Origin of the sequence: Streptomyces sp. NPDC026659 (assembly GCF_040638245.1) — a bacterium.
Taxonomy (GTDB): domain Bacteria; phylum Actinomycetota; class Actinomycetes; order Streptomycetales; family Streptomycetaceae; genus Streptomyces.
Genome location: NZ_JBEZXY010000008.1, coordinates 47429 through 70037, shown reverse-complemented (window position 1 = coordinate 70037; position 22609 = coordinate 47429). Strand labels below are relative to the sequence as shown.

Below are 22609 nucleotides of genomic sequence, written 5' to 3'. Positions count from 1 at the left end.
GCGGGCAACTGCCCGCGACTGACTCTGGAAGGCAGGCAAACCTATGAAACGGGCTACCCGTAACGGTGTGATCGGTGTGGCCGCCGCTTCCGGCGCGATCGCCATGGCGATGCCGGTGTCCGCCGCCTTCGCGGCCGGCGGCGCCTCCGCCGACGGCGCTGCGGTGGGCTCGCCCGGTGTGCTCTCCGGCAACACCGTCCAGCTCCCGGTGAGCGTGCCGGTGAACGCGTGCGGCAACACGGTGAACGTGGTCGGGCTCCTCAACCCGGCGATGGGCAACTCCTGCGCGAACATCGGTTCCGACTCCGAAGGCGGCGGCAGCGGCTCCGGTACTTCGGGCGGCTCCGCCCACGCGGGTGTCGGCACGGCCACGTCCGGTTCCTCGGCGCACAGCGTGACGCAGAACTCGCCCGGCGTGCTCGCGGGCAATGGCATCCAGCTGCCCGTGGACGTGCCGGTGAACGCGTGCGGCAACAGTGCCGACGTGGTGGGAGTGGCCAACCCGGCCTTCGGCAACCACTGCCAGAACGGTCCGGAGGAGGAGATCACGACCCCGCCGGTGACTCCGCCGGTCACCCAGCCCCCCGTCGAGCCCCCGGTCACGCCGGAGACCCCGGCCCCGCCGAAGTCCCACCCCAAGCCGCACACCCCCGCGGCCCCGCCCGAGGGCACCCTCGCGCACACGGGTACGGACGCCATGGCCCCGGCGCTCGCGGGCAGCGCGGCGTTCATCGTCGCCGGAGCGGCCCTGTACCGCCGCTTCCGGCCGACCCGCGTCGGCTGACAGCGTCGGCGCACGGCCCCACCGGATGCGATTGGCCTCGGTGGGGCCTTTGACATGGACGGCGGAGCCGGGCCCGCCGGACGTGTCCTCAACCACCGCACACCGGTGCCCCGTTGACTTCGGCGATGCCTGAAACCGGCGTGGCGTGCGCACCCGGGATCGGGAAGGATGCGGCGGGTGCGGCACGCCGTCGCACCGTCCGTGGTCCCACCCGCGCGGAGCCCGCTCGTATGCCGGGACGGCCGCGCGGCCCCCAGGAAATGGAGCGCACCGATGACGTCACCGGCCCCCCAGGATCTCGTCGTCACCCAGGCCACCCCCGCCGACTGGCCGGTGATCAGCGCGTGGGCGGCGGCGGAGGGCTGGAACCCGGGACTGTCCGACGGACCCGCCTTCTTCGCCCAGGACCCCGAGGGCTTCTTCCTCGGCCGGATCGACGGCGAACCGGTCTCGGCCGTCTCCGTGGTGAACTACGGCGACGACTACGCCTTCCTCGGCTGCTATCTCGTACGCCCCGACCTGCGCGGCCAGGGACATGGGCTCGCCACCTGGAAGACCGCCCTCGCGCACGCGGGCACCCGCACCGTCGGCCTGGACGGCGTCGTCGCCCAGCAGGACAACTACCGCCGCTCCGGCTTCGAACTCGCCCACCGCACCGCCCGCTACACCGGCCCCGCCCCCACCGCGCCCGTCCCCGACGGCGTACGCCCCGCCGAGGCCGCCGACCTCGCCGGTGTGATCGCGTACGACGGCGCCTGTTCCCCGGCCGACCGCCCCCGCTTCCTCGCCGAGTGGCTCACCCTCCCCGGCCACCGCGCCTTCGTCCGCGAGGACGCCGGACGGCTCACCGGTTACGGCGTGATCCGGCCCGGGCACGACTGCCCGCGCGTCGGCCCCCTGTTCGCCGACACGGCCGAAGACGCCCGCGCCCTGCTGACCGCGCTCGCGGCCGGGTTCGCGGGCGAGCGGATCGCCGTGGACATCCCCGAGCCGAACAAGGCGGCCGTCGCCCTGGCCCTCGACCTGGGCCTGACCCCCTCCTTCGAGACCGCCCGCATGTACACCGGACCGGTCCGCGAGCACGCCCTGGACCGGGTCTTCGGCGTCGCCACCCTCGAACTCGGCTGACCGCTCCCCGGCGCCCTCCCGCGCGGACAAATTCCGTTGCCCGCGCGGGAGTCGGATGCTGGAGTGGCCCCATGGACGACACAGCGGTACTGGCCGCGTACGACCGTCAGATGCGTCAGGGCGCACGGGCCGACGGCCCGGACGCGCGGATCGAGAGGACCGGCGCCGTGGTGCGCCAGGTGTCCGAGACGGGCGGATGGAACGCCGTCCTCTGGTCCGGGCTCGACGAGACGGACGCGCACCGGGCCATCGAGGAACAGATCGCCCACTTCACCGGCCTCGGCCAGGAATTCGAGTGGAAGCTCTACGGCCACGACCGGCCCGCCGATCTCGGTGACCGGCTCAGCGCCGCCGGATTCCGGGCCGAGGACCAGGAGACCGTGATGGTCGCCGAGACCGACCGCGTGGCCCAGGACGCCGAGCCGCCCGCCGGGGTGCGGGTCGTCCGGGCCACCGACGAGGCCGGGATCGAACTCGTCGTGCGCGTGCACGAGGAGGCGTTCGGGACCGACGGCACCCGACTGCGGCACCAGCTGCTCACGCAGCTCGCCGCCGACCCCGGAGCCGTTCTCGCGGTGGTCGCGCTCGCCGGTGACGAACCGGTCTCCGCCGCCCGCCTGGAACTCGTGCCGGGGACCGAGTTCGCGGGACTGTGGGGCGGCGGCACGGTGAAGCAGTGGCGCGGCCGCGGCATCTACCGCACCCTGGTCGCCCACCGCGCCCGTACCGCCGCAGCGCACGGCTGCCGCTATCTCCAGGTCGACGCCCTGGACACGAGTCGGCCCATCCTGCAGCGGCTCGGCTTCCGGGCGCTGACCACCACGACGCCTTATGTGTACGGGGCATGACGCCCCGTCAGTGAATCGACGGGACGTCACGCCCGGTCGTCGTCATCCCTCGTCATCTCTCAAGGAGGTAAGGATGGGACGCCGGTTCGGTCAGCGGCGTCCCCTCGACCGGTCCAGCGCCGCCACACCCGCTGCCGCCAGGGCGATCTGGATCAGCCATTCGATCCAGTCGGGCCCGTCCGTGTCCGCCACCCCGAGCCCGGCCGCGATCGCGGAGCCCAGCAGGGCGGCCACAATGCCGACGACGATGGTCAGCAGAATGCCGATGTGCTGGCGGCCGGGTACGACCAGCCGGCCGAGCACGCCGATGATGATGCCGATGATTATGGCGCTGATGATGCCTGAGATTTCCATGTCCACCCCTCCGGGTCCGGGCCCTCGCTGCCTTGGCATGTTCCCGCTGTAAGCGGAGGCAGTCCCCCCGGAGTCGGCTCCGGCCGGAATCGGATCATCGGCGGCGGCGCCCGTCGCAGGACATGTCGCAGGACATGGGGAGGCCGGTCCGCCCGGGCGAACCGGCCTCGCGTCCTTCGTTGTCCTGCGATATCAGCGTGTGCTCCCTTCCCTCGCGTACTGCGGGGCTGGACCGCGCTGGTGGGGTGAGCGGTGCAGCACCGCTGTTCCTCATAGTTTGCCCCTTTTGCGGCTCCGTGTGTAGGGGGTGGGGCGGTTTGTCTGCGGAAACTCCCGAACCGGAGCCCGCCCCGGCCCCCTTCAGGCGCCCGCCTCCGCCGGTTCCGGCCGCTCGATACCGCACCGCAGCCGGTGCAGCCCCCGGCGTGCGTGGCTCTTCACCGTGCCCAGCGGCCACCCCGTGCGGGCCGCGATCTGCGGCTGGGTGAGGTCCTCGTAGAACGCCAGATACAGCACGCGCCGCTGTGCCGCCGGGAGGCGCCCGAGCTCCCGCCGGACCAGTACCCGGTCCAGTGCCGACTCCGGCTCCGGGGCGGCCGTGGGGTCCGGCAGCGCCGTCCCCGCCGCCGTGACCAGCTCGCCGCGCCGGGTGCGCGCGGCCAGCGCGTCGGCGATCTTGCGCCGGGCGATGCCGACGATCCAGCCCGGCAGCGGACCCCGCTCCGGGCGGTAGCCCGCCCGGCCCCGCCACACCCCGAGGAACACCTGCTGGGTCACGTCCTCGGCTTCCCCGGCGTTCCCGAGCGCCCGCCGCGCCAGCGTGTACACCAGTGGCGACCAGCGGTGATAGGCGGCGGCCAGACAGCGCTCGTCGCCCGCCACCAGCCCCCCCGCGATCTCCTGGTCGCCGTACGACTCCTCGGCCGCGACCCACCGGGAGGCGGCGGATTCGGCGGGGGCGGCGGCGGGCGCGGCCGGATACGGGAACATGACCTCGGCTCCTCACGGACGACGGTCCGGTCATCGTGTGAGCCGGGCACCGGCGCCCACAACTCGCATCGATTCTGCGTCGTATAGTCGCCATATGGACGACAAGCCGGTACGCACCGGACCGGACCCCGAGCCCCAGCCGTCAACGGGCCCCGCGTCCGCCGACGCGGGCCTGACCACCGGCGCCCTCGCCCGCAGGCTCGGCGTCTCGCCCACCACCCTGCGCTCCTGGGACCGCCGCTACGGCATCGGCCCGGCCGCCCGTGCCGACGGCCGTCACCGGCGCTGGGCCCCGGACGACGTGGCCGTCCTGGAGACGATGTGCCGCCTCACCGCGTCCGGTGTGCCGCCCGCCGAAGCGGCCCGCGCGGCCAGGGGACGGGCGCACGAGAACACCCCGCCCGTCGCGCCGACCGCCCCGCGTTCCCGTGCCGCAGGACCGCTGCCCCTCGGCGACGTGCGCCAGGAGTGCCGGGGGCTCGCCCGCGCCGCCGTCCGCCTGGACGCGCCGGCCGTCGCCCGGCAACTGGACCGTGCGATCACGGAGTTCGGCCTCACGGTCGCCTGGCAGGACGTGATGGCACCCGCGTTGCACGCCGTGGGACGCAAGTGGGCCTCGTCCGGGGACCGTTACGTCGAGGTGGAGCACCTGCTGTCCTGGCACGTCTCCACCGCGCTGCGCCACCACACCGCTCCCGTGGGCGCGTCCGTCGCCCCGGTCCTGCTGGCCTGCGTGCCCGACGAACAGCACACCCTCCCGCTGGAGGCGCTCAACGCGTCGCTCGCCCGAAACGCCATCCCCACCCGTATGTTCGGCGCCGCCGTCCCGGCCGACGCGCTCGGCGCGGCCGTACGGCGCCTCGGCCCGGCGGCGGTCGTGCTGTGGGCCCAGTCCCGCGCCACGGCGGCCCCGCAGCTCGCCCGGCACATCGCCGCCACCGCGTGGGGCGTACGCGGCGCCCGCGCCCAGCCCCTGGTCCTGCTCGGCGGCCCCGGCTGGAGCGGCCGGCCCACCCGGGGCATGGTCCGCCCCACCGGCCTCGCTGACGCCCTGGCCATCCTGACGGCGGCGTACGCACCGATCAACCGGGCTGATCCGGCGCCCTGTTGAGCCTTTCCTGACGCTCAGTCACGTCCCCGCGCGTGCTTGAACCGGGCCAGCCCGTCGGAGAGTTCGACGATCGGGTCCGGGTAGTCACCGACGGCCGCCCGGTCGAGACCGCGCAGTTTCCACGGTTCGTGCACCGCCGGTCCCTCGACCTCCGCCAACTCCTCGACCCAGCGCCGTACATACGCGCCGTCGGGGTCGTACCGCCTGGCCTGGGCGACCGGGTTGAGGACGCGGTTGGGGCGGGTGTCGGTGCCCGTGCCCGCCATCCACTGCCAGTTGAGCTGGTTGTTGGCGATGTCGCCGTCCACCAGCAGATCGAGGAAGTGCCGGGCGCCCGACCGCCAGTCCACGTACAGGGTCTTGGCCAGGAAGCTCGCCGTCAGCAGCCGTCCACGGTTGTGCATCCAGCCCTCGTGCCGCAGCTGGCGCATCGCCGCGTCCACCACCGGGTAGCCGGTACGGCCCTCGCGCCATGCCTCGATGTCGGCCTCGGCCGCGTGGCCCGTGCGCCAACGGTCGTGCTTGGTGCGGTAGTCGGCGTGCGCTGCGGCCGGGCGGGCGGCCAGCACCTGGCGGTGGAAGTCGCGCCAGGCGAGCTGCCGTACGAACGCCTCCGCGCCCGCACCGCCCGCCCGCCGAGCCCGGTGCACCAGCTCGACGGCGGACAGCGTGCCGAAGTGCAGATGCGGGGAGAGCTTGGAGGTCGCGTCGCCCGCCAGGTCGTCGTGCCGGTCCTCGTACGAGGCGATCCCCGAGCGCAGCCACGCGGCCAGCCGCCTGCGGCCCTCCGCCTCACCGCCCTCCGCCAGACCGGGGGAGACACCCGGGACGGCGGAGCGGGACGGCGGCTCCTCGGAGCCGACGTTCTCCGGCACCCGCACCACGCGCGGCGCGGCCACCGCGTCCCGCAGCCGCTCGCCCGACCACTGGCGGAAGTACGGCGTGAACACCGCGAAGTGGTCCGAGGACGCCGGGGTCACCGCACCGGGCGCCACCGCCCCCGTCACCGTCTCGTGCACGTGCAGCCTGCGCCCGTCCGCCTCCAGCGCGTCGCGCAGCCGCTGCTCGCGCCGCTGCGCGTACGCGCTCACGTCGGCCGACAGATGCACCTCGTCGGCGTCGGCCTCCGCGACCACCTTGCACACCTGCTCGACCACGTCGCCGGAGCGCACCACCAGCCGTCCGCCGCGCTCGCGCAGCCCGGCGTCCAGGTCGCGCAGACAGTCGGCGAGGAACGCCTGCCGGTTGGGCGCGTCGTGCGCGGCGGCGACGGCCGGGTCGCGCACGAAGAGCGGGACGACCTGACGCGAACCGTCCAGGGCGGCGCGCAGCGGCGGATGGTCGTGCAGACGCAGGTCGGCGGTGAAGAGGACGACCGAGGTGTTCATCGGGTGGCTCCGGAGCAGGTGGTGCGGACGCTGACTCTTCCGGCCGGGAGCGCGTGGCGGACGCACCCGGGGGAGGGTTCCTTCGGCGGACGGCCGTTCAGCGCCGGGCGGCCGTGCTCCCGCGCCGCCGTCGCAGGGCCGGTGACTTCGCGCGGTCCTCCGGTTCCCGGCACGCGGCGCGCGCGATGTTGCGGACCATGCCGCCGAACACGAGCGCGTGGAAGGGCGAGACCGCCCACCAGTACGCCTGGCCGAGCAGCCCGCGCGGATGGAACAGGGCGCGCTGGCGGTAGACGCTGCGGCCGTCGCCGTCCGGCGCGGAGTACATCTCCAGCCAGGCAAGACCCGGCAGCCGCATCTCGGCCCGCAGCCGCAGCAGATGCTCCGGCTCGACCTCCTCCACCCGCCAGAAGTCCAGCGAGTCGCCCACCCGCAGCCGCTCGGCGTCCCGGCGGCCCCGGCGCAGCCCGACTCCGCCCATCGCGCGGTCCATCCAGCCCCGCAGGCTCCAGGCCAGCGGGAAGGAGTACCAGCCGTTGTCGCCGCCCACGCCCTCGATCACCCGCCACAGGGCCCGCACCGGGGCGTCCACCACGGTCTCGCGCTCGTCGGAGTAGAGGCTGCCGCCCGCCCAGTCCGGGTCGGTGGGCAGCGGCTCGCTCGGCGCGCCCGGCACGGCCGCCGACGACCAGCGGGTGGCCACCTTCGCCTCCCGCACCCGGCGCAGCGCGAGCCGCACCGCCGTGTCGAAGCCGTACGGATGCCCCGGCGGCTCCGGCAGATACCGCCTGATGTCGTGCTCCCGGCACACCACCTCGTGCCGCAGCGACTCCGTCAGCGGCCGGGCGATGGACGCGGGCACCGGCGTCACCAGTCCCACCCAGTGGCTGGACAGCCCCGGCGTCAGCATCGGCACCGACAGGATGAGCCGGTGGGGGAGCCCCGCCACCCGCGCGTACCGGAGCATCATCTCGCGGTACGTGAGCACGTCCGGGCCGCCGATGTCGAAGGTGCGGCTGACATCAGGGGGCAGGCTCGCGCAGCCGACCAGCAGCCGCAGCACGTCCTTCACGCCGATGGGCTGGATACGGGTGTGCACCCAGCTCGGGGTGACCATCACCGGCAGCCGCTCGGTGAGATAGCGCAGCATCTCGAAGGAGGCCGAGCCCGAGCCGATGATCACCGCCGCGCGCAGCACGGCCGTCGGCACGCCCGAGGACAGCAGGATGCGGCCCACCTCGGCCCGCGACCTCAGGTGCGGGGAGAGTTCGCCCTCGGGCACGTCGGCCGGGGTGAGCCCGCCGAGGTAGACGATCCGGCGCACCCCGGCGGCCTCGGCCCGCTTGCCGAAGTTGCGGGCCGCGCGGCGGTCGGTCGCCTCGAAGTCGTCGCCGGTGCCGAGCGCGTGCACCAGGTAGTACGCCACGTCGACGCCCCGCATCGCCTCGGCCGTCGACTCGGGGTCGGTGACGTCGCCCCGCGCGATCTCCACCTGCCCGGCCCACGGATGGTCGCGCAGCTTGCGCGGGGTGCGGGCGAGGCAGCGCACCCGGTACCCGGCCTCCAGCAGCTCCGGCACCAGACGGCCGCCGATGTAGCCGGTGGCACCGGTCACGAGGCAGAGCGGGGCGTCGCCCGTGGCGTGGTCGTCGTTCATCGTCCCGGGTCCTCCGCGTCGGTGTGTTCTGCCGTGGCGTACTCGCTGCCCGCTCGCTCGGTCTCCCCCGCCCTCTTGCTTCTCCCCGGCGGCGCCCTCCGGATGCGTGCTCGGCATGCGTGCTCCGGACGCGTGGCGCCCTCCGCCCAGCGTGCCCGCGCCGCGCGGACGGCGCCTGTCGAGGTCGCGGTCCGGGACCGGCCGGCGTACGGTGCGTGGCCGTCCCGTTCCGGGGCAGACGGGGGAGTACACGTCGTGCGTTCCCGTCGTACGTACCGTCGTCCTCCGGAGGTGTCCGCCGCCATGGTCGCGAAGGTGCTGGAGCGTTTTCCCGCGGGCTCGCCCCGCGGATCCTGGCCCGCGGAGGAGTACGCGGCGGCCCGGCGCGCGGAGGGGCGTCCCGCGACCGTGGTGATGGACCTGGAGTCGGACAGTTTCCTCGTGGTGCTGGAGATGCGGGGCGAGGACTGAGCGGTATGGCTCCGGTCACCCCGTCAGCGCCCGCAGATGGGCCTCCCGGGTCTCCGCCGTCTGGCCCTGCACCAGCAGGAACAGCCCCTCGCGGGCGAGGCGTTGGGCGCGGGCGGTGAGGGACATCGCCCGTCCGCCGCCGGTCACGACCGCCGCCGTGGTCGCCTCGGTGAGGGCCGCGTACGCCTCGGCGCGTACGGCCAGCCGTTCCTGAACCCGCTCCAGGGGTTCCGGGTGGTCGGCCAGGGCGTAGGCGCGCCGCCGGATGTCGGCGAGGCGGGCGTGGAGCGGGGCGGCCGTCCGCTCGTCCAGGAGGGACAGCGCGGCGGAGGCGATGCCGAAGACCGCCGGGTTGGTGTTGAGGGTCTTGGCGCGGTCGCCCGGGGCCCACTGTTCGTACGGGGTGCGCAGGGCCACCGCCTCCTCGGGCACCCGGAGATCGTCCAGCTCCAGCGACACCGTACGGGCGGCGGAGAGCGCGGCGAGCCGCATCGGCGCCGACGCCCGCAGCCCGGGCTGCTCCCGGGCCTCGACGAAGGCGAACAGGGCCTCGCCGTCCTCGGTCACCCCGGCCAGCAGCATCAGGTCGTTCAGACCCCACCCCGTGAACCACGGCACGCTCCCGTCGAACCGCCATCCGCCGTCCTGCCGCCGTACCCGCACCGGAGTCCTCGGGTACGCCCGCAGATGCGCGTACGCCACCCCGGACAGCAGCTCACCGCGCGACAGCGGGCCCAACAACCGCTCCCGCGCCGCCTGTTCACCCCGCACCAGGGTCTGCACCGGCGTGTGGTGCTGCGTCTGCACGAACCACGTCGAACAGCACGCCCCGGCCAGGATCTCCGCCGTCTCCCGCAGTACGGCCACCGGTGCCCCCGCGCCGCCGTACTCGACGGGCGCCGTGACCCCCAGCAGCCCCGACCGCTTGACGGCCTCGACATGACCGGCGGGCACCCCTTCCTGATCCACCCGGGCGGCCTCGGGCTCCAGTAGCGAGGCGGCGAGGTGCCGGGCGCGGGTGACGAGCGGATGCGTGGTGATCGTCATACCGACGATTCTCACCCGGCGGGGCCGTCCGCCACCGCCGTCTCGGGTACCACCGCGGTCTCCGGTACCACCGCGGTCTTCGGGTCCGGCTGGGGCGTACGGATGTCCGAAAGCGCTGGGTACGGCCCGCACCGGTGTGTCACACTCCGCCGATGACTGCCGAAATGATCACCGCCGCCGCGTCGGGCACTTTCAAGCTCGGCGACTTCCCCGTCCACCGCACAGGCTTCGGCACCATGCGCCTGACCGGCAGCTCGGCCTTCCACGAGGGCACTCCGAGTGATCGCGGGCGCTCGATCGCCGTGCTGCGCCGGGCCCTCGAGCTCGGGGTGAACCACATCGACACGGCCGCCTTCTACTTCTCCGCGCTCCGCTCCGCCAACGAGCTGCTCAACACCGCGCTGGCCCCGTACCCCGACGATCTGCTCATCGCCACCAAGGTCGGCCCGTTCCGCGAGCAGGACGGCGAGTGGGGCACCTCGGCGCGTCCGGACCAGTTGCGCGGCCATGTCGAGGAGAACCTGCGCCAGCTCGGCCGTGACCACCTCGACCTCGTCTACCTCCGCCGGATGCGGCAGGACTCCATCGCCGAGCACTTCGGCGCGCTGGCCGAGCTGCGCGAGGCGGGCCTGATCCGGCACCTCGGGATCTCCGCCGTACAGCCGCGGCACCTCGCCGAGGCGCTGGAGATCGCCCCCGTGGTGTCCGTGCAGCAGCGGTACGCGCTCGATCTGCCCGACCCGGACGGCGACACGCTCCTGGAGATGTGCGGGGAGCGCGGGATCGCCTTCGTGCCGTACTACGCCGTCGCGGGCGAGGGCGGGGAGCACGGCGCCGTCGCCGGACGGGCCGAGGCGGCGGTGGCGGAGATCGCCCGCGCGCACGGGGCCCGCCCGGCCCAGATCCGCACCGCCTGGACCCTCCACCAGGGCCCGCACGTCCTCGCCATCACCGGCACCGGCAACCCGGACCACCTGGTCGAGAACATCGCGGCGGGCGCACTGCGGCTGACCGAGGAGGAGCTGACCCGGCTGAACGCGCTGCACCGCGCCGCCGGTGCGTGAACCGACCCCGGTGTGAGCCGACCCCGGTGTGACCCGGCAGCCGGCGGTCCCGACTTCCCGGGTGGCCGCCAGGCTGGCAGGTGGCGGGACGAAACGGCCACGCCGGACGCGGGCCACGCCCGAGGAGCCGTCCCCCGGGACCACGGCAGCCCCTGCCGATAGTGACTGGCGCACCTCAAGTTTTACGTATAACCTCTCCCGCTAACCACCCCCACCGGAAGGTCCCGATGCGACGCGTTGCCCTGGTCACCCTTGTCGTGGACGACTACGACGAGGCCATCCGCTTCTACACCGAGGCCCTGGGTTTCCGCCTCGCCGAGGACGAGCCCCGTCCCGACGGCGCCCGCTGGGTAGTGGTCGTACCCGGCGAGGGCAACGACGGCACCGGCCTGCTGCTCGCCCGCGCCAAGGACGACGCCCAGCGCGCCCGCGTCGGCGACCAGACCGGCGGCCGCGTCGGCTTCTTCCTGCACACCGACGACTTCGCCCGCGACCACGCGCGCATGACCGCCGCCGGGGTGACCTTCCTGGAGGAGCCCCGCCACGAGGCGTACGGCTCCGTCGTCGTCTTCCAGGACCTCTACGGCAACCGCTGGGACCTCCTCCAGCCCGCCGCCTGAACCCCCGCACCCCCGCACCCCCTCACGATCCGCCGAGGAAGCACGCCATGACCGCGCCCCGCATCGACACCGACACCCTCCGCCGGCTCCCCAAGGCCGTGCTGCACGACCACCTCGACGGCGGACTGCGTCCCGCCACGCTCGTCGAACTCGCGGCCTCGGTCGGCCACACCCTGCCCACCACCGACCCGGGTGAGCTGGCCGCCTGGTACGTCGAGGCCGCCAACTCGGGCGACCTGGTGCGCTACATAGGAACCTTCGAGCACACCCTCGCCGTCATGCAGAACCGCGAGGGCCTGCTGCGCGTCGCTGAGGAGTACGTCCTCGACCTCGCCGCCGACGGTGTGGTCTACGGCGAGGTGCGCTACGCCCCCGAGCTGAACACCCAGGGCGGCCTGACCATGCGCGAGGTCGTGGAGACCGTGCAGGAGGGGCTCGCCGTCGGCATGGCGAAGGCGGCCGCCGCCGGGACGCCCGTGCGCGTGGGTACCCTGCTCTGCGGGATGCGGATGTTCGACCGGGTCCAGGAGGCCGCCGAGCTGGCCGTCGCCTACCGGGACGCGGGCGTCGTCGGCTTCGACATCGCGGGCGCCGAGGACGGCTTCCCGCCCGCCGACCACCTCGCCGCCTTCGAGCTGCTGCGCCGCGAGAGCGTGCCCTTCACCATCCACGCGGGCGAGGCGTACGGTCTGCCCAGCGTCCACCAGGCCCTCCAGGTGTGCGGCGCCCAGCGCATCGGCCACGGCGTCCGCCTCACCGAGGACATCGTCGACGGCAAGCTCGGCCGCCTGGCCGGCTGGGTCCGCGACCGCCGCATCACCCTGGAGATGTGCCCCACCTCCAACCTCCAGACGGGCTGCGCGACCTCCATCGCCGAGCACCCCATCACCGCGCTGAAGGACCTCGGCTTCCGCGTCACCCTCAACACCGACAACCGGCTGGTCTCCGGCACCACGATGACCCGGGAGATGTCCCTGCTCGTCGAGGAGGCGGGCTGGACGGCCGAGGACCTGCGCACGGTCACGGTGAACGCCGTCAAGAGCGCGTTCATCCCCTTCGACGAGCGCAAGGCCCTCATCGAGGACGTGATCCTGCCGGGCTACGCCGACGCCCTCTGAAGCAGCCCCCTGACATAGGCGGCCTGTCCGACGTGCTGGAGATCGTCGGACAGGACGCTCACCAGGCGCACCCCGAGCGTGACCGGCGGGCTCCAGCGCTCGTCCACCACCCGGTTCAGGCCGTCCGCCGTGAGCGAGCGCAGCGCCTTCAGAGTTTGCTCGCGCACCGCGTCGTAGTACCCGGTCAGCAGGTCCGCCGAGTCCACCCGGACCTTGGCGACCTGCGCCGGGGTGTGCCCGTAGCCGGTGTCGTGCGCGGGCAGCTTCAGCCCGAAGCGCTTCTCCCAGCCGTCGGCCAGCCACACCTGGTCGAGCCCGAAAGCGTCGGCGACGTGGTCGTCCTGCACCCGGGTGAGATGCCAGACCAGCCAGGCGATGGTGTTGGCGCCGGGCGCGGGGCTCGCGTCCAGCTCGTCGGGGCCGAGACCGTCCAGGACGGCGTGGACCTCTTCCCGGACGCGGCCGAAGCCGTCGATGAGGATGTCCTTGGCATGCATGGGTCCACCTTCGCCCATCCCCGGCGTCACCGCGCCCCGATGGCCTGACGGTGCGTCACGCCTCGCGTCACACCTCGCCGAGCGGGCCGGTCACCGCCGGTTCCGCCGGTACGGCCGCCTCCTCGGTGCCCAGCAGCGAGATCAGGGCGCGGGCGGCCGGGCTGGTGGCGCGCTCCGGCGGCAGCAGCACCACCGTCTCGTACGCCGCCTCGTCCATGCCCTTGAGCGGGAGCGCGGTGAGCGAGGACCGCTTGTGCCGGAAGTGCCGGGGGACCACCGCGATCCCCAGGTTCTCGTCCACCAGGTCCAGCAGACCGTGCACGTCGTTGACCTCCAGGGCGACCGTGCGCCGCACCCCGGCGGCCGCGAACGCCGCGTCCGTCGCCCGGCGCGGCCCCCAGTCCGGGTGGAAGTCCACGAACACCTCGCCCGCCAGATCGGCCGGGGCCAGGACCGCCCCGGCCTCGGCGAACCGGTGCTCCGGATGGCACAGCACCGTCATGGGCTCGCTCGTCAGCGGTACGGCCCGCAACTGGTCGCCGTCCGTGCGGGTGCGGTAGGCGAAGGCCAGGTCCAGGCGGCCCGCCGCCACCTCCTCGGCCAGCGCGCCCGTACCGGTCTGGCGCAGCCGGATCTCCACGTCCGGGTGCTCCCGGCGGAAGGCCGCGAGCAGCCCGGCCACCCGCACCCCGGCGATGCACTGCTCGGTGCCCAGTGCGACCGTGCCGCGCAGCACGCCCTGTACGGCGGCCACCGCCTCGTGCGCCGCCCGCACCTGCGCGAGCACCCGCTCGGCCTCCACAAGGAGCGCCCGCCCGGCCTCGGTCAGCGTCACCCGCCGGGTGGTGCGCACGAACAGCGGCGCCCGCAGCTCGCGCTCCAGGGACCGGATCGACGCCGACAGGCCCGACTGGGACACCATCAGCCGCTCGGCCGCCCGGGTGAAGTGCTGGTCCTCGGCGACCGCGACGAAGTGCTGGAGATGACGCAGTTCCATGAGGCAGAAGCCTAACCGGATTGAGAAGCCCGCTCGCTCAAACCCATCGGATTCTCCTGTTGGACCGCTGACCGGACTCCGGGACAGAGTGAGGGAGGCCGCCGGGCTCCCGGCAGCCGGGAAGACCGAGTGCCAACCCCACTGGAGTCGCGTTGTACACCGCACACCCCGACCGCTACGCCGACATGCCCTACCGGCGCACCGGACGCAGCGGACTGAAGCTTCCCGCCCTGTCGCTCGGCCTGTGGCACAACTTCGGCCCGGACCGACCCGCGGAGACCCAGCGCGCGATCCTGCGCCGCGCCTTCGACCTCGGCGTCACCCACTTCGACCTCGCCAACAACTACGGCCCCCCGCCCGGCGCCGCCGAATCCGCGCTCGGCGAGGCACTGAAGGCCGACTTCGCGCCGTACCGCGACGAGCTGGTGATCTCCACCAAGGCGGGCTACCTGATGTGGCCGGGGCCGTACGGCGAGTGGGGCTCGCGCAAGTATGTGCTGGGCTCACTGGACCAGTCGCTGAAGCGTATGGGCCTGGACCATGTGGACATCTTCTACTCCCACCGCTTCGACCCCGACACCCCGCTGGAGGAGACGATGGGTGCCCTGCACTCCGCCGTCCAGCAGGGCAAGGCGCTCTACGTCGGCGTCTCCAACTACCCGGCCGAGCAGACCCGGGAGGCCGCCCGCATCCTGGCAGACCTCGGCACCCCGCTCCTCATCCACCAGCCGCGCTACTCGATGCTCGACCGGCGCCCCGAGGACGAGGGCGTGCTCGACGCCCTGGACGACCTCGGGGTCGGCTCCATCGTCTACTCCCCGCTGGAACAGGGCCTGCTCACCGACCGCTACCTCGACGGCATCCCCGAGGACTCCCGCGCCGCGAGCGACAGCCCCTTCCTGAACTCCGACGCCGTCACCGAGGACCTGGTCGCCCGGCTGCGCGCCCTGGACGACATCGCCAAGTCCCGGGGCCAGTCCCTGGCGCAGCTCGCCCTCGCCTGGGTGCTGCGGGGCGGCCGGGTCACCTCGGCCCTGGTCGGCGCGAGCAGCCCCCGTCAGCTGGAGGACAGCGTGGGCGCGCTGCGGAACCTGGACTTCGAGACGGAGGAACTGGCGCGGATCGACGAGGTGCTGGAGGGCTGAGGGGCCCGAGCGGCCGGGGGAGTGGTCATCTGCCCCGGCCGCCCGCCGGTTTGACCGCGAACACCCAGCGGTTCACCGCCAGCGCGTCGTCCGGCTCGGGGCGCGGGCCCCGGCCGTACCGGCGGGTGTGGTCGTACGGCGAGTCCACCCGGGTGCGCCAGCCCCGCCCCGCCAGATCGGCGGCCGAGTCCGGGCGCGGGTCGCCGTCGAAGAGCGCGAGCAGGTCGATGCCGAGGCGCTCCCGGGTCGCGGTGTAGACCGGGTTGTGCCGCACGACCCGGACCTCGCGGTGGAGCTTCACCTCGTAGGCGAGGGTGCTGCCCGGGGCGCTCAACTCGCCGATCTTCACCAGGAGTCGGCGTTCCGCGTCGGCGGGCAGATAGAGCAGCAGTCCCTCGGCCAGCCAGCCGGTGGGGGCGACCGGATCGAGTCCGGCGTTGAGCAGGGCCGTGGCCCAGTCCTCGCACAGATCGGCGGCGACCGGTACCCGGCGGGTCACCGGGACGGCACCCGTGGAGTCGAGCACCCGCTCCTTGAAGGCGAGGACACCCGGCCGGTCCACCTCCCACACCGTGCAGCCCGGCGGCCAGTCCAGCCGGAACGCCCGGGCGTCGAGTCCCGCGCCGAGCAGCACGAACTGCCGGGTTCCGGAGGAGACCGCCGCGCGCAGCGCGTCGTCCAGCGCCCGGGTGCGCAGGCCGAAGTAGCGGCCGAGCCGCCCCCACACCGGGTCGGCGTCCCCGTCCGGTACCTCCTCGGGGCGCAGCGGCCAGCCGGCCGAGGCGGGGGCCGCGCGGACGAAGTGCGCGGCGTACGGGTCGCGGGCGAGCGCGTCGGGGCGGTGCGTCTCGATCGCGCGGGCGGCGGCGACCAGCAGCGCGGTCACTCCGACGCCCGCGTCCACTCCTGAGGTCTCGGGCGCGCCGGATTCGCCGGGGTCACCGGGCTCCGGCCGGGGCGTGGTGACGGTGGTCGTGATCTCTCCTCCTCGGTCGCGAGGTGGCCCGGTGTCGCGAGGTGGCCCGGTGTCACGGGGTGGCCCGGTGCCACGGGGTACGCGGCCCACACCTCCGGGTCCGCGCACGTGGTGAGGCGGGCGCCGTACACCCGCCGCATGAAGCCGAGGATCCACTCCTCGGGCAGATGCAGCGGGGCCGTGCAGTCGGTGAGCACCGACACCTCGAAACCCTTCTGGAACGCGGTCCGCGCGCTGGAGTCCACGCACACGTCGAGGAACACCCCCGCGAACACCAGCCGCGCGACGCCGAGTTCGCGCAGATGCCGTTCGAAGCCGTCCGCGAGGAAGGAGTCGAAACAGGCGTACTTGGTGAAGACCGCCTCGCCGGGTGCGGGGAAGACCCCGTGGAACTCCGCGCCCGGGGTGCCCGTGACGCACTTGGGCCGCTTGCCGAGCAGCCGGTCGCGCCGCCGCCAGCTGGGCCCCTGATGCTCCTCGTCCCCGAGGAAGCGGACGAAGACCACCTCGGTCCCCGCCGCCCGCGCCGCCGCCACGGCGCGGGCGGAGCCTTCGACGGCACGGGCGAGCACCGCCGGGTCGTGGCCGTGCCGTGCGGCGGCGGACGGACCGCAGAAGTCGGCCTGGAGGTCGACGACGACCAGCGCCGTGCCCCCGCCCGCGCCCGTCACGTCCCTGCGGCCACGGCGCCGAACGGGGTGTCCCCGGCGCCCCGTTCGGGCACGGCCGCCGGCACGGAACCCCGCGCGGGTACCGCCGAATCGGCCCCCGGACCCAGCGCCCTCAGCAGGGCGTCCACCACCTGACCGGTCGTCCCCTCCCCGCCCAGGTCCGCGGTGCACACCCCCTGCCGCGTCAGCTCCGCGAGCGCCGTCTCCACGGCGGCCACCGCGCCCGGACAGCCCGCGTGGTGCTCGGCGACGGCGGCCGCCGCCCGGATCGCGGCGACCGGGTTCACCGCGTCCCGGCCCTCCAGGTCGTCCGCCGAACCGTGCACCGTCTGGTACTCCACCAAGTCGGCCACGTCCGGGCGCAGATGGACGTTCTCCGTGCAGCGGGTCTCCTGCCGCTCGCCGCCGAACCGGTCGAGCAGAATTACGTGCATCACGTCGCCCCACTCGTTGCCCGCGACGATCAACGTGCGGGGCGGCAGCCCGTGCGTGATCAGATCGCGGTTCACGGTGTCCGGCTGGCACAGCCGGATCTCCACCCCGTGCCGGTCAGCCGCCCGCTTCACCCAGTCGTCCAACGCCCCGTCCAGCAGATGGAACTTGTACGCCATCACCACCTGCCGGGCCCCACCCTCGGGCCACAGCCGCCGCGCCCGGCGCAGCGCGCAGTCGAGCACCTCGCCGGTGATCTCCTCGCTGAACTCCATCGTCCGGACCACCCGGCCGGGGGAATGGGTGTTGTCCCCGGTGTAGAAGCCCTGCGCCTGGTCCCGGACGAGCAGCAGCTCCGGCGCCGAGCCGTCCGGCGGGCCGCCCAGCGCGTCCACCTTCACCGCGCGCAGCCGCTGCCGTACCAGATACAGCGACTGCGCGTTGATCGCCGTACGGAACACGGCGGTTGCTCCCCGGCCCGCCAACTCCCGGCAGAACCGCTCGTAATGAGCCGCGTCCTCGGCGGTGAGCGCGGCGGTCCGCTCGATGCCCGCGCCGCGCAGCGACACGTACGAGTCGTAGACACGCCCCGAGCGCGCCACCGTCACCGCGACACCGTGCGCCCCCACGATGTGTGCCAGTACCCGTTCGAAGACGGCGGCGATCTCGGCGCCCGTGCCCCGGCCCACCGCCAGTCCGACGACCGTCACCCGGCCGCTCCTCTCTTCCTCAACTCTCCTTGTCCGTACGGGTTCCCGGATTCATCCGCCCGCCCCCACCAGCCGGTCCCCGGGGATTCCCGCCTTGTCCGGCGCATAGAAGTCCTCGATCCCGCCGATCCACTTCTCGACCGTGATCCGGTCCGAGGAGTCCGGCTCGAAGGCGTCGAAGAGGGCCTCGACGTGAGCGCGTCGGAAACCGATGGCGTCCATCAGCGTGAGGAACAGGGGGCGTTCGATCAGGCCGTCGCCGTCCGGGTCGCCGAGGGCTGCCAGGCTCTCCGCGAACTCCCGCACGGTGGGGGCGAATCGCTCCGGGGCGAGGACGCACGCCTGGAATTCGTCCGGCGTGATCCTTCCGTCCCGATCGGCGTCCAGCTCGGCGGACAGCGTCTCCCAGTACCGCCGGAACGCGGCCGCGATCCGCTCCCGTGCGGCCGGGTCCGCCCCCTCGGCCGCCGCGATCACCCGGGCGGTCATCAGCTCGAAGTCCTCGGGGTCCAGGTGGCCGTTGCCGTTGGCGTCGAAGAGCGAGAAGACGAGGGCGACCCGGTCGATGGCCTCAGTGCGCATGACGTGCGTGACCTTTCCTTCGATGGCGTCCCGGTCGTCGGGGCGGCACCCACACACTGCGTCCGGCGGGCACCGGACATGCGGCCGGGCGGGCACGTTCATCCGATGGGTGGATTCGCCGCCGGGGGAGGATTGCGGCCGGGCGGATCACCCGCGCGGGCGGGAATCCGCATTCACATGACCGCCCCTGTATTCACGCCGCTTCCCTGATATTCACATGGTCTCCGCTTTTCGAGTCGCCCGTAAAACGGACCGGTTGATCACGCAACGACTAACGCATGGCCATGGCTTGCCTGGTGTTTTCGGACAGGGCCCCGCTTCGCATATGCCAAGAGACTGGCCGGAAAGACGTGGTGACAGCGTTTCCCCCGTGGCGATACTCGAAATACCAGGGGCACTTCTCACCGCACATGAGCCGCACCGGAAAGCGAGGGTCCGACCGCCATATCGGCCAGGCAACGGGGGAGTGAGCGTGCACGACGAATTCCTGTGCCATGTCACCGCGTACGGGGTGTGCGGCGGACAGCGCGTGGGCGTACCGCTCGGCACCTACCGCGCGCCCACACTCGCACTCGCCCTGTGGTGGCTGCGGGACCGCGCCTCGTGGATGGCCGAGCGGCTCGACCCGCTCCCGGAGAACACGGTGTTCCCGCCGGGCGCCCTGGTGCCCGTCGCGGGCACGGTGGCCGACGTCCCCACCCTGCTCCGCGCCTGGTGCGCCGACGACATCCGGCAGGAGCGGGTCGCGGAGGAGCTGGCGGGCGGACGCCTGGTACGCATCGCCGCCAGCGACGACACGACGGAGTACGAACTCCTCGCCGAGTCGGTCGACGCCCTGCGCATGCAGCGCACCGTGCCCGCCTTCGTGGTGCCGGTCGTCCCCGTCGCCTGACACGTGTCGCCCCCGACGCCCCCCGGGGTGCGGTCCACCGCCGTGGCCGATTTCCGGAGTGCGCCCCGCAACGCGCCCCACGCGCGCGGTCGTACGCCCCTGCTGTCCCGCGCGTACCGGTGGGATTCCGGCCATGACCCGGCGTCCGAGGCGCCGCCCGTGAACGCCGCCTTCCGCCCGTCTCCCCTCTCGGACGGCTGTGCGCCGGAGGCGAACGGACTCGGTGGACTGCCCGGCGCGGCTCGGGGTACGAGCACAGGAGCAACAGGGGACAGGCCGGCCGGCCCTTCGAGAGAGACAGGCATGACGGAACAACTGGGCGGGGCAGTGATACCGACTGGTTTCGACGTACCCGTGGAGCCGCTGCGACGCGCGGCGCACTACACCGGTGAACCCGGATGCATCGCCGCGGCGCGGGCCTTCGCCGCCCAGTTCCTGGAACAACTGCGCAACGAGTGGTGCGCCGTGGTCGACAGCCGCGCCGCGGGCGAGGTGCTGCTCGTCGTGAGCGAGCTGGTCACCAACGCCGACCGGCACAGCGACGGCCCGTACATCCTGGAGCTGGAGGGCACGGACAGCACGGTCGCCGTCGCGGTGTACGACAGCAGCGTCGTCCTTCCCCGGGCCTTCCCCCGGGACCCCCAGCGGATCGGCCGGCACGGGCTGGAGATCGTGAGCGCGCTCGCCGCCGAGATCACCGTGGATCGCGTGCCCGTCGGCAAGCGGGTCCGCGCGCGGGTCGAGCTGGAGGCCTGACCGCACGGACGCCGTCTCCGCGGCAAGAAGCCGCCGGATTCCCCGCAGCAGAACGGGCCCAGTGTTCGCACGACCGGGCCCGTCGCCGTGGACTCAGGCGCAGCCGAGTTCGCCGAGCATCCCCTGGCGCAGCCGCGTGATGATGCGCTTGATCAGGCGGGAGACGTGCATCTGGGAGCAGCCGAGCTGCTGACCGATCTCCGCCTGGGTGGCCTCCTCCACGAACCGCATGTGGATGATCGTGCGGTCGCGCTCGCTCAGGTCGGCCATCAGCGGGGCGAGGGCGTGGAAGTCCTCGACCAGCCGCAGTCCCTCCTCCTCCACGCCGATGAAGTCCGCGAGCACGGCCTCGCCGTCCTCGGGGCCGTCACCGGTGAGCGCGGCGTCCAGGGACGAGGAGTTGTAGCCGTTCGCGGCGACCTGGCCCTCGACGACCTCGGCCTCGGTGATGTTCATCAGCGTGGCCAGCTCGGCGACGGTCGGGTCGCGGTCGAGCCTGCTGGACAGCTCCTCGCGGGCCTTGGCCAGCTCCACGCGCAGTTCCTGGAGCCGGCGCGGGACGTGCACCGCCCAGGTGGTGTCCCGGAAGAACCGCTTGATCTCGCCCACGATGTACGGCAGCGCGAAGGAGGTGAACTCGACCTCGCGCGACACCTCGAACCGGTCGATCGCCTTGATCAGGCCGATCATGCCGGTCTGGACGATGTCCTCCATGTCGTCGCCCCGGCCCCGGAACCGCCCGGCCGCGAAGCGCACCAGCGACATGTTCATCTCGATCAGGGTGTTGCGCGCGTACTGGTATTCGTGGGTGCCCTCCTCCAGCTCCGCCAGCCGGCGGAAGAACTGGCGGGAAAGTGCCCGCGCGTCCCGGGGCGCCACGGACGTGGGGTCCGCGATTCCCGGAAGGCTCTCCTCGACCGTCGTGTCCTGTGCGGTCTTCTCGGCGACCTCGGCGTGCGACCGGATGCCGGCGGCGGTGTCCATTACCTCTCCCACGTGAGTCACGGTTTCAACCTCTGCGGCCCGGGTGTCGCGCTCGGCCGCAGACGCTGCGTGGTCCCCGGCTTCCCGGAAATCCGCGCCCTATTCCTGTTTCCTCTTCCTCACGGGGCGGGTACCCAGGGTCACGCACCACATGCGGGCGGTTCGAGGCAGTGGCGTGAAAGAGATGTCCGGTGCGTGAGTGGTGTCCTGAGCTCTGTCGCGGGACCGTGTTGCGGTGAGAGGGGAATCAGCAGGTGAGAGCCGCTTTCTGGACTGCGTGTCGGTCGGCCCGCAGCCCCCGCACGGCCTACGGTGACGACCGTCGACCGACCTTGCGATGGCCTGAAATCGCCCCTGCTCATGCCCGTTCACCCCTTCACCGATGAGTTCCGGCGCCCGCACCGGTCCACATCCACGACCGACATCCACGACCGCGACACCACCACGCACCACTCATCACGCCCGGGAGGCGTTCATGACCACCGACGGATTCGTCACGTGCCTCTGGTTCGACGGACAGGCGGAGCAGGCCGCGCACTTCTACGTCTCCGTGTTCAAGGACTCCGGCATCGGCGACGTCCTCCGCCACGGCGAGGCGGGCCCGGGGGAGGCCGGAACAGTGCTGACCGTCGAGTTCACCGCCAACGGCCAGCGGTTCGTCGCCCTCAACGCCGGGCCCCAGTTCCGGTTCAACGAGGCGATCTCGTTCCAGATCCTCTGCGCCGACCAGAAGGAGGTCGACCACTACTGGGCCCGGCTGACCGAGGACGGCGGCGAGCCCGGTCCGTGCGGCTGGCTCAAGGACAGGTTCGGCGTCTCCTGGCAGGTCGTCCCCGAGCGGCAGCTGGAGATGATCAAGGACCCCGACCCGGCGAAGGCCGACCGTGCCATGCGCGCCATGATGACCATGGGCAAGCTGGACCTCGCCGCGCTGGAGCAGGCGTACGCGGGCGACTGACGCATCGTCCGGCGGGCGGGCGGGACGCGCTGATAGCTTGGCGCCATGCCTTCCGTACTGGTCATCGGTTACGACCCGCAGGCGATTCCCGGTGCCGACGCGGCGGCCCTGCGCATGGTGTTCGAGAAGGAGATGAACCGGTTCGCCGAGCACGGCATCGACGCGCTCATGGCGCTGGTCGTCTTCGACGAGACGGCCGAGGAGTCGATCACGGCGGCACTGGACACGCGCCCCTGGGACGTGGTCGTCGTCGGCGGCGGAATCCGCAGGACGGAGTCGCTGCTGCCGCTCTTCGAGCGGATCGTGAACCTGATCCGCCTTCACGCACCCCAGGCCGCCATCGCGTTCAACACCCACGCCGACGACAGCGTGGACGCGGCGCTCCGCCTGCTCTGACGCGACGCGACGTGGTGCGGTGCGGCGCGACGT

Annotated in this window: 25 protein-coding genes; 13 read left to right on the top strand and 12 right to left on the bottom strand. The window is 73.1% G+C overall.

Annotation, left to right across the window (positions count from 1 at the left end; all coding sequences use genetic code 11):
* Positions 1-43: 43 nt before the first annotated feature.
* The 3 genes from AB0E91_RS20820 to AB0E91_RS20810 all read left to right on the top strand — a co-directional run bounded on the left by AB0E91_RS20820 (position 44) and on the right by AB0E91_RS20810 (position 2760).
* Positions 44-784 carry a chaplin gene (locus tag AB0E91_RS20820; RefSeq protein ID WP_361783756.1) on the top strand — a complete coding sequence of 247 codons (741 nt, stop codon included), beginning with the start codon at positions 44-46 and terminating at the stop codon, positions 782-784.
* 273 nt (positions 785-1057) lie between these two features.
* Positions 1058-1912: a GNAT family N-acetyltransferase gene (locus tag AB0E91_RS20815; RefSeq protein WP_361783753.1), complete on the top strand. Its 855-nt coding sequence runs from the start codon at positions 1058-1060 to the stop codon at positions 1910-1912.
* Between the two features lie 71 nt (positions 1913-1983).
* Positions 1984-2760 carry a GNAT family N-acetyltransferase gene (locus tag AB0E91_RS20810; RefSeq protein ID WP_361783750.1) on the top strand — a complete coding sequence of 259 codons (777 nt, stop codon included), beginning with the start codon at positions 1984-1986 and terminating at the stop codon, positions 2758-2760.
* Between the two features lie 90 nt (positions 2761-2850).
* On the opposite strand, the gene AB0E91_RS20805 is transcribed toward AB0E91_RS20810, so the two are convergent.
* Entirely contained in the window at positions 2851-3114 is a 264-nt protein-coding gene (locus AB0E91_RS20805) for a GlsB/YeaQ/YmgE family stress response membrane protein (protein ID WP_199588183.1), read from the bottom strand.
* A gap of 360 nt (positions 3115-3474) precedes the next feature.
* A complete protein-coding gene (locus AB0E91_RS20800; RefSeq protein ID WP_361783747.1) occupies positions 3475-4104 on the bottom strand; it encodes a sigma-70 family RNA polymerase sigma factor in 630 nt (209 codons plus the stop codon).
* Positions 4105-4198: 94 nt separating this feature from the next.
* Between AB0E91_RS20800 and AB0E91_RS20795 the strand changes: the two genes are divergently transcribed.
* Positions 4199-5215, top strand: a complete 1017-nt coding sequence (locus AB0E91_RS20795; RefSeq protein ID WP_361783744.1) for a MerR family transcriptional regulator — start codon at positions 4199-4201, stop codon at positions 5213-5215.
* Between the two features lie 14 nt (positions 5216-5229).
* Here AB0E91_RS20795 and AB0E91_RS20790 read toward each other — a convergent pair whose 3' ends face one another.
* Positions 5230-6603, bottom strand: coding sequence for a deoxyribodipyrimidine photo-lyase (locus AB0E91_RS20790; RefSeq protein ID WP_361783741.1), 1374 nt, complete (start codon positions 6601-6603; stop codon positions 5230-5232).
* 97 nt (positions 6604-6700) lie between these two features.
* A complete protein-coding gene (locus AB0E91_RS20785) occupies positions 6701-8260 on the bottom strand; it encodes an SDR family oxidoreductase (RefSeq protein ID WP_361783738.1) in 1560 nt (519 codons plus the stop codon).
* Between the two features lie 303 nt (positions 8261-8563).
* On the opposite strand from AB0E91_RS20785, the gene AB0E91_RS20780 reads away from it, so the two are divergent.
* Complete coding sequence (locus tag AB0E91_RS20780; protein ID WP_361108510.1) at positions 8564-8731, top strand: hypothetical protein; 168 nt, start codon at positions 8564-8566, stop codon at positions 8729-8731.
* 15 nt (positions 8732-8746) lie between these two features.
* Here the strand turns inward: AB0E91_RS20780 and AB0E91_RS20775 are convergent, their stop codons facing one another.
* Positions 8747-9778 carry an acyl-CoA dehydrogenase family protein gene (locus AB0E91_RS20775; RefSeq protein WP_361783735.1) on the bottom strand — a complete coding sequence of 344 codons (1032 nt, stop codon included), beginning with the start codon at positions 9776-9778 and terminating at the stop codon, positions 8747-8749.
* Between the two features lie 152 nt (positions 9779-9930).
* Here AB0E91_RS20775 and AB0E91_RS20770 point away from each other — a divergent pair, with 152 nt between their 5' ends.
* The 3 genes from AB0E91_RS20770 (at position 9931) to AB0E91_RS20760 (ending at position 12580) form a co-directional block, all read left to right on the top strand.
* The gene (locus AB0E91_RS20770) at positions 9931-10842 is read left to right on the top strand and encodes an aldo/keto reductase (protein WP_361783732.1); all 912 of its coding nucleotides are present in this window, start codon (positions 9931-9933) and stop codon (positions 10840-10842) included.
* A 227-nt stretch (positions 10843-11069) separates the two neighbouring features.
* Entirely contained in the window at positions 11070-11462 is a 393-nt protein-coding gene (locus tag AB0E91_RS20765; RefSeq protein WP_161181230.1) for a VOC family protein, read from the top strand.
* Between the two features lie 47 nt (positions 11463-11509).
* Complete coding sequence (locus tag AB0E91_RS20760) at positions 11510-12580, top strand: adenosine deaminase (RefSeq protein WP_361783729.1); 1071 nt, start codon at positions 11510-11512, stop codon at positions 12578-12580.
* Here the strand turns inward: AB0E91_RS20760 and AB0E91_RS20755 are convergent.
* Together AB0E91_RS20755 and AB0E91_RS20750 are read right to left on the bottom strand one after the other, a co-directional pair.
* On the bottom strand, positions 12562-13077 hold the full coding sequence (locus AB0E91_RS20755) for a DUF664 domain-containing protein (protein WP_361783726.1): 516 nt from the start codon (positions 13075-13077) through the stop codon (positions 12562-12564). The two genes, AB0E91_RS20760 and AB0E91_RS20755, sit on opposite strands and share 19 nt — an antisense overlap.
* A gap of 67 nt (positions 13078-13144) precedes the next feature.
* Positions 13145-14074: a LysR substrate-binding domain-containing protein gene (locus tag AB0E91_RS20750; protein WP_361783723.1), complete on the bottom strand. Its 930-nt coding sequence runs from the start codon at positions 14072-14074 to the stop codon at positions 13145-13147.
* A gap of 152 nt (positions 14075-14226) precedes the next feature.
* On the opposite strand from AB0E91_RS20750, the gene mgrA reads away from it, so the two are divergent.
* Positions 14227-15219, top strand: coding sequence for an L-glyceraldehyde 3-phosphate reductase (gene mgrA, locus AB0E91_RS20745; RefSeq protein ID WP_361783720.1), 993 nt, complete (start codon positions 14227-14229; stop codon positions 15217-15219).
* A gap of 25 nt (positions 15220-15244) precedes the next feature.
* Here the strand turns inward: mgrA and AB0E91_RS20740 are convergent, their stop codons facing one another.
* Genes AB0E91_RS20740 through AB0E91_RS20725 form a run of 4 tightly spaced genes read right to left on the bottom strand, consistent with a single transcriptional unit; the run spans position 15245 to position 18590 of the window.
* Positions 15245-16123 carry a class I SAM-dependent methyltransferase gene (locus tag AB0E91_RS20740; RefSeq protein WP_361783717.1) on the bottom strand — a complete coding sequence of 293 codons (879 nt, stop codon included), beginning with the start codon at positions 16121-16123 and terminating at the stop codon, positions 15245-15247.
* Positions 16102-16866 carry an isochorismatase family cysteine hydrolase gene (locus AB0E91_RS20735; protein ID WP_361783714.1) on the bottom strand — a complete coding sequence of 255 codons (765 nt, stop codon included), beginning with the start codon at positions 16864-16866 and terminating at the stop codon, positions 16102-16104. The genes AB0E91_RS20740 and AB0E91_RS20735 overlap by 22 nt, the downstream gene beginning before the upstream one ends.
* On the bottom strand, positions 16863-18008 hold the full coding sequence (locus tag AB0E91_RS20730) for an isocitrate/isopropylmalate family dehydrogenase (protein ID WP_361783711.1): 1146 nt from the start codon (positions 18006-18008) through the stop codon (positions 16863-16865). The genes AB0E91_RS20735 and AB0E91_RS20730 overlap by 4 nt, the downstream gene beginning before the upstream one ends.
* 51 nt (positions 18009-18059) lie before the next feature.
* Positions 18060-18590: an EF-hand domain-containing protein gene (locus tag AB0E91_RS20725; RefSeq protein ID WP_361783708.1), complete on the bottom strand. Its 531-nt coding sequence runs from the start codon at positions 18588-18590 to the stop codon at positions 18060-18062.
* 472 nt (positions 18591-19062) lie between these two features.
* Here AB0E91_RS20725 and AB0E91_RS20720 point away from each other — a divergent pair, with 472 nt between their 5' ends.
* Positions 19063-19482, top strand: coding sequence for a hypothetical protein (locus AB0E91_RS20720; protein ID WP_361783705.1), 420 nt, complete (start codon positions 19063-19065; stop codon positions 19480-19482).
* A 303-nt stretch (positions 19483-19785) separates the two neighbouring features.
* Complete coding sequence (locus AB0E91_RS20715; RefSeq protein ID WP_361783702.1) at positions 19786-20238, top strand: ATP-binding protein; 453 nt, start codon at positions 19786-19788, stop codon at positions 20236-20238.
* 93 nt (positions 20239-20331) lie between these two features.
* On the opposite strand, the gene AB0E91_RS20710 is transcribed toward AB0E91_RS20715, so the two are convergent.
* Positions 20332-21222: an RNA polymerase sigma factor SigF gene (locus AB0E91_RS20710; protein WP_361783699.1), complete on the bottom strand. Its 891-nt coding sequence runs from the start codon at positions 21220-21222 to the stop codon at positions 20332-20334.
* Between the two features lie 475 nt (positions 21223-21697).
* Between AB0E91_RS20710 and AB0E91_RS20705 the strand changes: the two genes are divergently transcribed.
* Together AB0E91_RS20705 and AB0E91_RS20700 are read left to right on the top strand one after the other, a co-directional pair.
* Positions 21698-22180 carry a VOC family protein gene (locus AB0E91_RS20705; RefSeq protein ID WP_361783696.1) on the top strand — a complete coding sequence of 161 codons (483 nt, stop codon included), beginning with the start codon at positions 21698-21700 and terminating at the stop codon, positions 22178-22180.
* A 45-nt stretch (positions 22181-22225) separates the two neighbouring features.
* Complete coding sequence (locus tag AB0E91_RS20700) at positions 22226-22576, top strand: hypothetical protein (RefSeq protein ID WP_361783693.1); 351 nt, start codon at positions 22226-22228, stop codon at positions 22574-22576.
* Positions 22577-22609: the final 33 nt, after the last annotated feature.